Origin of the sequence: Frisingicoccus sp., from assembly GCF_048388605.1 — a bacterium.
Lineage (GTDB): Bacteria > Bacillota > Clostridia > Lachnospirales > Lachnospiraceae > Frisingicoccus.
In genome coordinates, this window is sequence record NZ_DBGCTU010000022.1 from 71,474 (window position 1) to 85,162 (window position 13,689).

Sequence of the window (13,689 nt, forward strand, 5' to 3'; positions counted from 1 at the left end):
TCTATCTCCTCTTAATGACCATAAACGGAATTGCCCTCCAGCGTCAACATTGTAATACCGCCTTTCCCCAGCATCCGCTCGTACTTTCCAATAATAAAAACATCTGCCGAAAATGCCAGCGGCGGCAGTCTGTCCACATCAAACCAGCCGGCATCGATAATATCATCCCCCGGTTTCAGCGGTTCATCACCATGATAATGTGAAATCATCACCACAACAAGAGAATGCACGCCGTTGTCAAATTGATTTGAAACAACATTGATAATACCATCCGGCGGACTTGTTATTCCCGTCTCTTCTTTTATTTCCCGGGCAGCTGCCTCCACATAGGTTTCATCATACTCAATATATCCGCAGGGCAGGCACCATTTTCCCGGATAAATAGATTTTTCTCCCCGCTTTCCAAGCAATATCTGTCCGAAATCATTGACAACAAGAACAGCAATACATGGATAAGGATTTTTATAATGAATATAACCGCAGTGCATACACCTCTGCCGAAGAATTCCACCCTCCTCAAAGTCCTCACATTCGGCTCCGCATTTCACACAAAACATGACGCTCTCCTCCTGTTAGTAATATGTAATATTCACCTGCTTGCCCAGATGCTCCATCGCATCCTTTAACTGGACAACCAGATTTTTGCGCACACTGATGTCAAACAACCGGTTATTCTCATAATTGGCCTGATTATTGGCTTTGCCGACAAACAGATTCAATTCAGTGCACTCTTCAAGCAAGATCCTGGCCAGCTTTGCACCGCCATTATCTGCGTCCAGCGCCTCAAAAAAGTCGGCATCAATATCGCCCTCATCAAACCGTCGAAGCAGTTTAAATGTATGACTCATAGTCAGCACACCCTCCGTAACCAAATCCAATCCCCGGATATTGGCCGTCGGCGGCACCTCCTTTGTTCCATCATTATTGTTTGTCATCTCTTTATTCAGATACCTTGCGGCAATCTGGCTGCTTGTACCTCCGCAGACAATTTTTTTGCCATCCGCAGCCATAAAATCTTTCATCAGCCGGATATCGTCCTCTTTCTTTTCCGGCGGCCCGGTAAAAATATTGACGATATGGCGCTCAATAACTCTGGCTACCGCCACCGTTGTATCATCCCCCGGCCGCTGCTGATACAGATCATCACAGGCCTGACTGAGCATGGATGCAATGCGGGCCGCGGATTTGGTCTCCTTTACGCATTTTAGCGTATATTCCGCCATGCTCTCCCATGTCCATCCAAAATTCAGTAATTCACCGACTCCGGCATAAATTGTACCGTCGCTCATCAGCACAAAACAATCGTCCGGCTGAACCTGAAAGCGATATTCCCGAATCCTTCGCCCGCTGATCTCACGTATATTATCCGGAATTGTCATTAACTTTTTATTGCGCACAAAGATACATCCCGGATTATCAAATTCAACAAGGTACGCTTCTCCACTATGGAAAATCTGCAGAATACTGAAGGTAGAATAGGATACCCCCCGCACCTTGCAGACCGGCAGAGTGCTGGCCAGGGTTTCCACGGCTTCCTCAATCGGTTCTCCCTTTAAAAACATGGTTCCCAGGATCTTCGAGGCCAGCGTCGCCAGAATATTGGCTTTGACACCGCTTCCCATACCATCGGCCAAAATGATGATATCCGAATCCTGCGTCTTTAAAACTTCTACCTTATCTCCGCACAATTCCTCATCATGCTTATTTAAACTTTTCCATGATACATCAATACTGACGTTCATCTCACACCAACCTTCCGCCTATCTTCCCTCATCTTCTAAAATGGACCGCTTCAGCTGATTCAAGGTTGCCTTTGTCTCTGCTGTTGTCTCTCCGAGCAGGCCGGCAATCTCCTGGGCCACCATCATCTGTTTATCAATGACAAGCTGGGCAGCCTCCACTGTTTTCATTTTCAGCTGATACTGATGTTCCAGTTCCTTTTCTTCCGATGTTATATCCTGAATAATAGTCAGCAGCGAATCCTGATTTTCCATGTAAACCACACTGATGAGTACCGTCATTCCATAAGGCTCCAGCTCGGCCTTTCTGCGCTGAATCGATTGATGGGTCTTCAAAATCTCTTCAAATAAAGAGGCATCCATAAACTCATATATATACCGTCCCACCGCCTCCTGCCTGGAAACCTTAAAGACATTTTCCGCCTTGCGGTTAAATTCACCGATACTCAAATCCGTGCGGATAATCATGATCATATTCGGAGTCGCATCCAATACAAGATTAGACATGGACTGGGCCTGCTCAAAGGTATACGGCAGACACATATCCAGTTCCGCTTTTCCCTGGAATACGGCAATAGCCTTTTCCCGGCAGCTTGTATACCCACAGGCACCACAGTTTAATTCCTGATCTTTATTATATTTTCCCGTCGCCTTCAAAATTTCCTGGATTTCCTCTTCCGTCGGCATATGGTCATTTTCCTTCCTTGAACAGAACTTTTTCGCCATAGCCACATTCACCGGAGTTTTCAGAGCTTCCGCCGGTGCATATTCCACCTGGTCCTCTATATGGAAACGGGCACGGTATCTGGAAAATTCCATCTTATTTGTCGCCGGTCCTTTGATACAGCCGCCCTCGCACATATTCATTTCAATAAAACAGTTTTGAATCTCTCCGGCTTCCATCGCTTCCAAAAGTTCCCGGCAATTCTCAATGCCATCCACAAACAGATGCCGATAAGAATCATTCTTTTCCGTCTCCATAACCGACTGAATGACTCCCCGGCTGACCGGATAAAGCCGGTTGATCTTCGGATCCGGATTTTCCATTGGGCGATTCTCACACTCACTGAGCACAATATTTTCCGATTGCATCCATTCCTTTAATTCTCCAAAATGAATGACAGCGTCAATGGCACCTTCCGTTCGCTCATCTTCCTCCGCCTCTTCCTTTTTTGCCACACACGGGCCAAGGAAAACAACCTTTGTATCCTCCCCATAAAGCTTCTTTATAAGCCGCCCATGGGCTACCATCGGGGATACGACCGGCGCCATAAACCGCACCAGCGACGGATAATATTTTTCAATCAAATCATTCACACTCGGACAGCAGGTCGTGATCATATTGGACATTTGTCCCTCCGAAAGAATCCTTGCATACTCGGCGGTCACCAAAGCCGCACCCTCCGCCGTTTCACGAACCGCCGTAAATCCAAGCTTAAGCAAACCATCCACCACCTGTCCCGGTGTTTCATAATCCATAATACCGAGATAGGACGGTGCAATGGAGACAACCACCTTTTCTCCGGACCGGATATAATATTTTACTCTGTCCAGATCACTGACAAAAGTCTTGGCATTCTGTGGACAGACTTCCAGGCATTTGCCGCATAAAATACAGTATTCCTTCATAATCTGGGCCTGGGCATTTTTAACCCGGATCGCCTTCACCGAGCAGGACCGCACACACTTGTAGCAATGCTTACAGCTCGCATCCTTAAAATCAATAATCTTCATAAAATCTCCCTCACGTACACTGACTATAGTTAGTTAACTGTATTATAACATCCTTTGATATTTTTTTCACCTTTCATTCAAAAAAAACAATGGCGAAATCCGTTCCTTTCAGAAACCAATTCCGCCATGTCACCTTTTTTCTTTTGTATTTCATTTTCTTATTTCTCCAGTAATTTCTTTTCCAGCTCTGCAATACGCCGCGCAAAAGTCTCATTCTGCTGTTTTACGGATTCAATCTCTTTATCCTTTTCCTTCAGCTCCTGATCTTTCTCGCCCAATATAGCCACCTTTTCCTTCAATGCCATAGACTTTTCTTCAAGTTTCTCCTGCATTTCATCCAGCTCCTGAGCCTTTCTCTCCAGCTCATCCTGCACTCCATCCAGCTCCTCATGCATTCCATCGATTTCCTCCTGCATTTCATCAATCATTAATCTTACCGTGTTACGGTCCATCTCCAACAATTCTTTTGAAAACAGCTGCATAACTCCCTCCACATTCCGGCACAATTCATAGACATCTTCATACAGCGGTTTAAATTCTGGATACTTTTCGATTAAATTTAATATAATTTCCGGTTCATCTCTGCAAAAAAATGTCAGCCATGCCTCCAGTTTATTTTTTGTGTTTCCATTTTCATTTTGATGTTTTTTCTGAAGATGTCAAGCGATATGTAGATGAATTTCTGAGGCATGTTCAGTTCAAGCCCCGTATCTGACTTCTGCTCAAAGCAGTGTCTGTATACATTGGGACAGGCCTGAAATTCCTTTGGACTATGCTCAAAAAGAACAATTGTATAGACTGTGCGGATATCCCGGTAACTGAATTTCTTCTTTTTTTCATCCCTGAGCCGTCTATATTGGCGAAGCAGTAAGTCAGCCGAATAGCAGGCACTCCGTTCTCCCGGAAATAAGTAGCCCATCTTCTGAACTTCAATATTTCCGATGGCTCCTCCCTCAAATTCGACAACAATATCCATGACAAGCAAAGAACTTTCATCCGTAAGCCGTGTTGAATCGTTTGGCAGGACTTTCATCACCCTGACTTTTTCTCCCAATACATGGGACAAAAAATCATTTAGACGCTGCGGTGCATATTCCGGATTCATAACTTCTTTAAATACCCCGTCATAAAGCATCTTTACCCCATGCGCACCGGTACAAATATCAAGAAATTCTTTTTGTTCCTCCGGTTTCCAGTCAAAAAATATTTTCTTTAAATGTTCATCCGAATGGATATTTTTCAGAACTTCTTCCCTGCTTTGAAGCATGGGAAAAACATCCTTTAATTCTTTTGCCAAATGCAATCTCCCCTTTCTGTTCATTGTTTATATTTTCTTTTTCCGCGCGTTTTGAGTGAATTGCTTTGAACAAAGCTTTTGATTAAATAAAAGATTTCTATTTCGATCGGCCAGAATAGCCTCCCGGATGTAACTATTTTAGCACAGAAACTTCTGAGATTTCAATCATCATTGATTGACAGCTTTCGACAATAAAATAGAAAACGAGAAATTGAGTTCATTTTAATATAAAGGAAAGAGCCAATGAACTTTGAGTTTCTTCATGAGTTCATTGACCCTTACAATTTTACCCCATCAGCAGGTCGCGCCTCCGACCACCGTCTTATCCAGAACATGCTTTTTATCGATTTTGCTGTTGAGCAGCTTATCCTGCACATACTCGAATCCCAAACGGGCAATGGTATCCGCAAAACGCTCCCCGGAAATACCCTTATCCCGGAAGAAAAGGATCGCGCGTTCTACCAGGTCGATCACTTCGGCTTCCGATGTGAAAACCTTATCCAGCGGCCGTCCCTCAGCAACCTTTTTGCCCCAGCGGCCGCCGATATAAACCTTATAACCTGTCATAGAGCCGTTTACCGCGCCAAACGGGCATTGACCGATACAGCGCCCGCAGTAATTGCATGCGTTCTCAGAAATCCGGATTTTTCCGTCCACCAGCTGCGCCACCCTGATCGGGCAACTGTTTTCCACCTGACATACTTTACAGCCTTTACATTTGTCCAGATCAATTTCCGGCAGCCTCTGACCGATAATACCCAAATCATTCAGATTCGGTTTTACACAGTTATTCGGGCATCCTCCCACAGCAATTTTGAACTTGTGCGGCAGGGACACACCATGATAACCGATATAATAAAGCTCATGCAGTTTTTCAGAAAGGTCAAAGGTATCGATCAATCCGTACTGACAAGTCGTTCCCTTGCAGGATACCACCGGCCGCACTTTAGAGCCGGTTCCGCCGGTTTCCAGCCCTGCTTCCGCCAAAAAAGCAAACAGATCATCCAGATGATCGTATGGCACTCCCTGAATCTCCAGGGTCAGCCGGGTTGTCATGGTAACTTCGCCGGAGCCAAACTTTTCTGCCGCCTCGGCCACTTTCTTCTGTTCTTCAGAAGTCAATTTTCCATTCCGGGTAATGACGCGCACATTAAAAACATCATCATATCTCTTGTCCTGAAGACATCCAAGACCTTTGACACGTTTAATCTCCTCTGCGGAAAGTTTCTGACCATTGCGCGGCACCTTCACCTCATTGAAAAATGCACCGCCCTCCAGAACAACTGTATTCGTATATCCAAAAGCTTTCAGCCGATTCTGAAGGAAATAACCTCTTTTGCCCTTTGCACATACAAGCAAAAGCTTTGCATCCTTTTCCAACCCGTCGATCGGCCCGTTGACCTCAGAAAGATTGATCCAGCGGGCATTTGGAATCGCCGGAGCCGGCTGAACATCCAGCACGGTATACTCTTTCCCGGCCCCTGCACCATATTCGGCAGGCGTCATGGATGTAAATAAGCCGTCCAATTTATTTTCCAGAATATAACATGCCGTAACAAACGGATGGATTGCCGTGGAAAACGGCGGAGCATAGGCAAAATCAAGCGTATCAAAATCATCCAGCTTCATTTTCCGGGAAATCCCCATAACAGCGATATCTGTCATCTTATCAACGGCTCCTGCCCCCAGCACCTGAAGTCCCAACAGCTTTCTTGTTTCCGTCTCAGCAATCAGTTTAACAACAAATGTGGATGCCCCCGGATAATAATGGGCCTTATCATCTACGACACATATCACGGAGGTGACCTTATAACCGGCCGCTTTCGCCTGTGCCTCCGTGAGCCCCGTTCGCCCGCCGTTTAACGTCGGAAGCAACTGCACTACACCGGTGCCAAGACATCCGCCGTAACCATTTCCAATGCCGTTCAACGCCTTTGCCATGGCCCGAGCCGCCAGATTCGCCGTAGAGCCCATCGCCGACCATTGATCTTCCCCGGTCAGCGCATTTTTAACCATGGCACAGTCGCCCACCGCATAGACATCCGGCAGATTGGTCTTCATTTCTGCATCAACTAAAATCGTTCCCTTAACCATCTCAAGCCCGGAATCAGATAAAAAATCCGTGGCCGGACGCACGCCAATTGCCAGAATGACAACATCCGCAGCCAATGCTCCGTTGTCTGTTATTACCTTTTCCGCCTTATCTGTGCCTTCAATGCCTTTTAAACCGGTAGATGTCAGCACCCGCATGCCGGCTGCTTTAAGCTGTTTTTTTGCATAATCAGCCATCTCTTCATCATAGGCATCCGGCATGATCTGGGCGGCCGCATCAATAACCGTAACTTCCAGTCCCTGAGCCCTCAGATTTTCCGCGACCTCCAAGCCGATAAATCCGGCGCCGCAGACCACCGCCCTGCGGCATTTCCCCTCTTCAACATAGGCCCGGATGCCCACCGCATCATCCGGAGTCCGCACACAGAATACTCCCGGAAGCTGTACGCCGTCTGCCGGGGGAACAAATGGATCTGCACCCACGGCAATAATCAATTTATCATACGTGTCTGTTACCGTCTCTCCCGAATTCTTTTTCAAACCAACTGTTTTTGCATTGCTGTCAATCTCCGTGGCTTCATAACCTGTAAAAACTTCTGCTCCGGTCAATCCGGCATATTTCTCCGGCGTATTCACGATCAGATCCTCCCGTGTCGGAATATCCCCGCCGATATAATAAGGAAGTCCGCACCCCGCATAGGAAATATCTGAGCCTTTCGTGTAAACCCGCACAACCGCGTTTCTGTCGCAGCGTTTTAACTTGGCTGCTGCCTTTGTTCCTGCAGCAACACCGCCGATAATTACATATTTCATAAAACCATCGCTCCTTTCACTGCCTCCTGCTTCGCCCTCACTTTTGCTTATTTGAAAAACAGGAAGAGCACTTTTACTCTTCCTGCCTTCATATACTGAATATTAATTTCCGTTAACGCTCCGTTTCACATAAGTCGTATGGAGTACTTCGTGGGCTTTATGACTTCCCGGTTCACCAAAATATTCCTCATAAACCTTTTTAATGGAAGGGTTCTCATGAGATTTACGAATCGTCTTTGCCGCGTCATTATCATACAATACCTTTGCACGAATTCCCTGCACATCCACGGTATTTCGAACAGTGCCGGATACCTGCGGCTGACCGCCGCCGTTGACACAGCCGCCCGGGCAGCCCATAATTTCAATAAAATGATAATCCGCTTCGCCGGATTTTACTTTTTCAAGCAGTCTCCGGGCATTGCCAAGGCCGGAAGCCACAGCAACCTTCACATCCATACCGGCCACATGATATGTTGCCTCTTTAATCCCCTCGGTTCCGCGGACATCCACGAAATCTAAATTCGGAAGAGTTTCTCCTGTCAGAGTCTCCACTGCGGTACGAAGGGCAGCTTCCATAACGCCGCCGGTCGCGCCGAAAATGACACCGGCACCGGTAGATTCACCCAATGGATCATCAAAGCCTTCATCCGGAAGATCATTAAATCGAATTCCAAGGCGTTTGATCATACGGGCCAGCTCACGGGTCGTCATCGCATAATCCACATCCGGAACTCCGGCCGCACTCTGATCCGGCCGGCCGATCTCAAATTTCTTTGCCGTACACGGCATAATGCTGACGCTGACAATCTTCTTCGGATCAATGCCCATCTTTTCCGCATAATAGGTCTTTAACACAGCGCCGAACATCTGCTGCGGAGATTTACAGGAAGACAGGTGCTCTGTCATATCCGGGAAATAATGCTCGCAGTATTTGATCCATCCCGGTGAACAGGAGGTGATCATCGGAAGAACGCCGCCATTCTGCACACGGTCGAGGAACTCATGAGCTTCCTCCATGATCGTCAGATCCGCGCTGAAATCTGTATCAAAAACTTTATCAAAACCGATTCTTCGAAGTGCTGCTGCCATCTTTCCTTCCACATCCGTTCCCATCGGATAGCCAAATTCTTCACCGAGAGCCGCGCGCACCGAAGGTGCTGTCTGAACACAGACATACTTGTCCGGATCAGCCACAGCCGCAAGAACCTCGTCAATATAATCTTTTTCTCTCAGTGCCCCTGTCGGACAGACAGCGATACACTGGCCGCAGGATACACAGCTTGTCTCGCCAAGACCCATGTCAAAAGCAGAACCGATATAGGTTTTGAACCCACGCTCATTTGCTCCGATAACGCCAATGCCCTGAACCTTCTCGCAGACAGCCACACAACGGCGGCAGAGAATACATTTGCTGTTATCACGAATCATATGTACGGCGGAGGTATCAATCTCACTCTCAAGCATTTCACCGTCATATTTATGTTCATCGGTTACACCCAAATCCCGGCAAAGCTGCTGTAACTCGCAGTTTCCGCTGCGGACGCAGGCAAGACATTCCTTCCGATGATTGGAAAGAAGCAGCTGCAACGTCTTTTTACGGGATTCAATAACCTTTGGTGTGTTGGTCCATACTTCCATACCCTCGTTGATCGGATATACACAGGCTGTCACCAGGGTTCTCGCGCCTTTGACTTCCACAACACACATACGGCAGGCGCCGATTTCATTAATATCTTTTAAATAACATAAAGTTGGAATTTCAATATGTGCCAGCCTGGCCGCTTCAAGAATTGTGGAGCCGGCCGGAGCGGTTACATCCATACCATTGATTTTAATTGTAATATCGCCCATTTTTCTGCCCTCCATTACTCTTTATAAATTGCGCCAAAGCGGCATTTTTCCATACAAGCACCGCACTTGATACATTTATCCAGATGAATCACATGCGGTTCCTTCACCTTGCCTTCGATCGCACTTGCCGGACAGGTTCTCGCACAAAGCGTACATCCGCGGCACTTATCTGCATCAATATGGTAAGACAAAAGTGCCTTACAAACGCCCGCCGGACAATGTTTATCCACAACATGGGCCACATATTCATCTCTGAAATAACGCAGCGTAGATAATACCGGGTTCGGCGCCGTCTGGCCAAGACCACAGAGAGCATTATCCTTAATATAGTAAGCCAGCTCTTCCAAACGGTCCAAATCCTCCAGAGTCCCCTGACCCTTTGTGATCTTATCCAAAATTTCATACATACGTTTCGTACCCACACGGCACGGCGTACATTTACCGCAGGATTCATCCACCGTAAATTCAAGGAAGAATTTTGCAATATCCACCATACAGTTATCCTCATCCATAACGATCAAACCGCCGGAACCCATCATGGAACCAATCTCGATCAAATTATCATAATCGATCGGAATATCAAAATGCTCTGCCGGGATACATCCGCCGGACGGACCGCCGGTCTGAGCCGCTTTAAACTTTTTGCCGTTTGGAATACCGCCGCCGATTTCTTCGACAATGGTACGCAGTGTTGTTCCCATAGGGATTTCCACAAGGCCTGTGTTGTTGATCTTACCGCCGAGAGCAAATACCTTTGTTCCTTTGGACTTCTCTGTACCCATAGAAGCAAACCAATCCGCTCCATTTAAGATGATCTGAGGAATATTGGCATAGGTTTCCACATTATTTAAGATTGTCGGGCTTGCAAATAAACCTTTAACCGCCGGGAACGGAGGTCTCGGCCTCGGCTCGCCACGGTTGCCTTCAATGGAAACCATAAGGGCTGTCTCTTCACCGCAGACAAAAGCTCCCGCGCCAAGACGCAGGTCAATATCAAAATTAAAGCCTGTTCCAAAAATATCTTTGCCGAGCAGACCGTATTCTCTGGCCTGATTGATGGCAATCTCCAACCGTTTTACCGCGATCGGATATTCGGCACGGACATAAATATAACCCTGGTCCGCTCCAATGGCATAACCGGCAATAGCCATGGCTTCCAAAACAACATGTGGATCGCCTTCCAAAACGGAACGGTCCATAAATGCTCCCGGGTCGCCTTCATCGGCATTACAACAGACATATTTCTGAACTTCTCCCCGATTAGAGGAAGCAAATTTCCACTTTAAGCCTGTCGGGAATCCGGCGCCGCCGCGGCCTCTGAGCCCGCTGTCCAAAATCGTCTGAATGACTTCATCCGGCGTCATCTCGGTAAGGACCCGGCCAAGGGCTTCATAACCGCCGGTTCCAATATATTCATCAATATTTTCCGGATTAATGACACCGCAGTTGCGCAGCGCAATACGATGCTGTTTCTTATAAAAATCTGTTTCTGACAGGGATTTCACACCCTCATCTGTCAATGTCTCATCATAAACAAGACGTTTTACAACACGTCCCTTGAGCAAATGCTCTTCCACAATTTCAGGAATATCATCTTCCTTAACCATGGAATAGAAAACAGCCTCCGGATATACGACCATGATCGGACCAAGGGCACACAGGCCATGGCACCCGGTCTGCACAACGGATACTTCCTTGCTCAATCCCTGCTTATCAAGTTCTCTTTTTAATCTTTCTAAAATTCTCTGGCTGCCGGAGGACGTACATCCTGTGCCACCGCATACCAGAACATGCGCACGATACATAGAACGCTACCTCCTGACTATAATGTTGTTTCGTTTAATGTATATTTTCCTAATACATGACCGCGAACAAGATGCTGTTCCAACATCTCCATGGCCTTATCCACGTTCATTTTCACATAAGTTACTTTTTCTTTGCCCGGTTCAAGGACCTCGACGATCGGTTCATACTGACAAAGTCCGATACAGCCTGTCTGAGTGACGACTACATTGCTCATTCCCCGTTTCTGAACCTCATCCGACAATACATTAAGCACCGGTCTCGCACCGCTGGCAATACCGCAGGTTGCCATGCCGACAATAACACGAATCTGTCCGGCATCCTCTGAACGCATGCCGACTTTTCCCTGCATCTTCTCACGAATAGCTTTTAATTCCTCAAGCGATTTCATAGCAATAGTTACCTCCTATTCAAATGATGGCTCCGCCATCCACGTCCATTTTGTTCTCCGTTAAATATTCCTTTATGTACTCGGCCACCTCCGGTGTATCCAGCGGAATTCCGCCGAGAATCTCTTTCATCTGCCGCGTATCCAGCACAAACTCCCGGTCATCATAGCGATAGGTATAACAGAAATCTGTCTCCGGATGGAAATGGATCAACGTATATATCGTCCCGCTGATATCTCCAAGAGGCATCCTGTCTATATGGTTCAGCCGAAATTCGGCCCGGACCACCGTTCCCTCGCCGACCTTTGAGTTAATGCGAAAATCTCCATCGGCGCTGAGAGCCGCCATCTTAAAAAACGGGACTCCAAGTCCGACCTTCCGTGTTGTACGCGTCGTATAAAAAGGATCCTCCACCTGGGTAAGCTGCTCTTCTGTTATGCCGCAGCCGTCATCTTTAATGATAATCGTCAAACGGTCTGCCCGGGTATCCACCAAAACACTGATCTCTACCACCGAAGCCCCGGCCCGGGTAGAATTCTCCGCCACATCCAGAATATTTAAGGAAATCTCCGTCATCATAATCAATCATATTTTGCCAGGATGGCTTCGACATCATCCACGGACAGACGTCCATAAACTTCGTCGTTAATCATCATGACCGGCGCCAGTCCACAGGCACCGACACAACGGCAGGCATCCAGCGAAAACTTTCCGTCCGGCGTACACTCGCCGCCGACAATTCCGAGCAGATCCATAAGCTTATTATAGATATCCCCGGAGCCTTTAACATAGCAGGCCGTTCCAAGACAGACGGAAATCTGATAACGTCCCTTTGGATTTAACGCAAACTGTGAATAAAAGGTTGCAACTCCATAAATCTTTTCCAGAGGCACATGGAGCTCATCGGAAATCATCGTCTGAACCTCAATCGGCAGATATCCGTAGATTTCCTGCGCTTTCTGCATGATCGGCATCAGGGAGCCCTTTTCACCCTGAAGCTCATGAATCGCAGAAAGTAAGGCCTCTTTTTGTTCTGCTGTTCCGTTAAACGGAACACTCTGTTTCTTACTTCCCAAAATAATCACCCCTTATTTAAAATCCGGTACTTCATTATAACATTATTTTTGTGAAATTTCTATATTTACATGATAAAACAATATACAATTTTTCCAATTTTATGATATAATTATAACAATTAGTACAATCCTTAAAATCAGGAGGAGTAATATGACAGTTCAAAGCATAAAAGAATTATTAAACGCCCGTGTACTGGGTGGAGACGACATGCTTGGCCGTGAAGTTTTTACTGCCTGCGGCTCAGATATGATGAGTGACGTCCTTGCCCATGTTGATGACCAGGCGGTCCTTATTACCGGCCTGTGTAATCCTCAGGTGCTGCGCACCGCGGAAATGATGGATATTGTCTGCGTCATCATGGTCCGCAATAAACAGCCGGACGAGGCCATGATTCAAATGGCCGCTGAGCGGAATATTTGCCTGCTCGCCACATCACTGCCAATGTTTTCAGCCTGCGGACTTCTTTATGAAGCCGGTCTCCGGGGAGGTGGACAGCATGGAAAATAGTCTTATGACTTTAAAATACCATGTCTCACCGACAGATTTTACCCGGGCCGGAGAAGCGAGCAGTGATGTAAAGCATAAATTGAAAAAACTCGGCGTACCGCCGGAAATTGTCCGTAAAGTCGCCATTGCCATGTATGAAGGCGAAATTAATATGGTCATCCATGCGAACGGCGGTGAGATCACCGTCAACATCACCCCGGATCTGATCCATATGGAACTCAAAGATGTGGGACCGGGGATTGAAGATATCGATAAGGCGATGCAGGCCGGTTACTCAACCGCCCCGGATCAGGTGCGTTCCCTCGGCTTCGGTGCCGGAATGGGCCTCCCAAATATGAAAAAGTATTCCGATACGATGGATATTCAGACGGTTCTCGGCCAGGGAACCACTGTAACAATGACAGTGAATATGCCGGAATAACCGGAT

At 46.9% G+C, this 13,689-nt stretch carries 13 protein-coding genes; 2 read left to right on the forward strand and 11 right to left on the reverse strand.

The features are described from left to right. Window positions 1–11: 11 nt before the first annotated feature. The 11 genes from ACMN7X_RS04565 to ACMN7X_RS04615 all read right to left on the reverse strand — a co-directional run bounded on the left by ACMN7X_RS04565 (window position 12) and on the right by ACMN7X_RS04615 (window position 12,754). Entirely contained in the window at window positions 12–557 is a 546-nt protein-coding gene (locus tag ACMN7X_RS04565; RefSeq protein ID WP_418746311.1) for a nucleotide triphosphate diphosphatase NUDT15, read from the reverse strand. Between the two features lie 15 nt (window positions 558–572). Continuing rightward, a complete protein-coding gene (locus tag ACMN7X_RS04570) occupies window positions 573–1,742 on the reverse strand; it encodes a SpoIIE family protein phosphatase (RefSeq protein ID WP_418746312.1) in 1,170 nt (389 codons plus the stop codon). Window positions 1,743–1,760: 18 nt separating this feature from the next. Further along, window positions 1,761–3,473, reverse strand: coding sequence for a [Fe-Fe] hydrogenase large subunit C-terminal domain-containing protein (locus ACMN7X_RS04575; protein WP_418746313.1), 1,713 nt, complete (start codon window positions 3,471–3,473; stop codon window positions 1,761–1,763). Window positions 3,474–3,631: 158 nt separating this feature from the next. Continuing rightward, complete coding sequence (locus ACMN7X_RS04580) at window positions 3,632–3,955, reverse strand: hypothetical protein (RefSeq protein WP_418746314.1); 324 nt, start codon at window positions 3,953–3,955, stop codon at window positions 3,632–3,634. 113 nt (window positions 3,956–4,068) lie between these two features. Further along, window positions 4,069–4,770: a PD-(D/E)XK nuclease family transposase gene (locus tag ACMN7X_RS04585; RefSeq protein WP_418746315.1), complete on the reverse strand. Its 702-nt coding sequence runs from the start codon at window positions 4,768–4,770 to the stop codon at window positions 4,069–4,071. A gap of 294 nt (window positions 4,771–5,064) precedes the next feature. Further along, window positions 5,065–7,635 (reverse strand): FAD-dependent oxidoreductase, encoded by a 2,571-nt coding sequence (locus ACMN7X_RS04590; protein ID WP_418746316.1) that lies wholly within the window; start codon window positions 7,633–7,635, stop codon window positions 5,065–5,067. Between the two features lie 102 nt (window positions 7,636–7,737). Continuing rightward, window positions 7,738–9,486, reverse strand: coding sequence for an NADH-dependent [FeFe] hydrogenase, group A6 (locus ACMN7X_RS04595; protein WP_418746317.1), 1,749 nt, complete (start codon window positions 9,484–9,486; stop codon window positions 7,738–7,740). Between the two features lie 14 nt (window positions 9,487–9,500). Then, window positions 9,501–11,291 carry an NADH-quinone oxidoreductase subunit NuoF gene (gene nuoF / locus ACMN7X_RS04600; RefSeq protein ID WP_418746318.1) on the reverse strand — a complete coding sequence of 597 codons (1,791 nt, stop codon included), beginning with the start codon at window positions 11,289–11,291 and terminating at the stop codon, window positions 9,501–9,503. Window positions 11,292–11,308: 17 nt separating this feature from the next. Next, window positions 11,309–11,680, reverse strand: coding sequence for a (2Fe-2S) ferredoxin domain-containing protein (locus ACMN7X_RS04605; protein ID WP_418746319.1), 372 nt, complete (start codon window positions 11,678–11,680; stop codon window positions 11,309–11,311). Window positions 11,681–11,699: 19 nt separating this feature from the next. Beyond that, window positions 11,700–12,257, reverse strand: coding sequence for an ATP-binding protein (locus tag ACMN7X_RS04610; RefSeq protein ID WP_418746320.1), 558 nt, complete (start codon window positions 12,255–12,257; stop codon window positions 11,700–11,702). A 2-nt stretch (window positions 12,258–12,259) separates the two neighbouring features. Further along, window positions 12,260–12,754, reverse strand: a complete 495-nt coding sequence (locus ACMN7X_RS04615; protein ID WP_418746321.1) for an NAD(P)H-dependent oxidoreductase subunit E — start codon at window positions 12,752–12,754, stop codon at window positions 12,260–12,262. A gap of 151 nt (window positions 12,755–12,905) precedes the next feature. On the opposite strand from ACMN7X_RS04615, the gene ACMN7X_RS04620 reads away from it, so the two are divergent. Together ACMN7X_RS04620 and ACMN7X_RS04625 are read left to right on the forward strand one after the other, a co-directional pair. After that, window positions 12,906–13,262, forward strand: coding sequence for a DRTGG domain-containing protein (locus tag ACMN7X_RS04620; protein WP_418746322.1), 357 nt, complete (start codon window positions 12,906–12,908; stop codon window positions 13,260–13,262). After that, window positions 13,252–13,683, forward strand: coding sequence for an ATP-binding protein (locus tag ACMN7X_RS04625; protein WP_418746323.1), 432 nt, complete (start codon window positions 13,252–13,254; stop codon window positions 13,681–13,683). Before ACMN7X_RS04620 ends, ACMN7X_RS04625 begins: the two co-directional genes overlap by 11 nt. The last annotated feature ends 6 nt before the right edge of the window (window positions 13,684–13,689 follow it).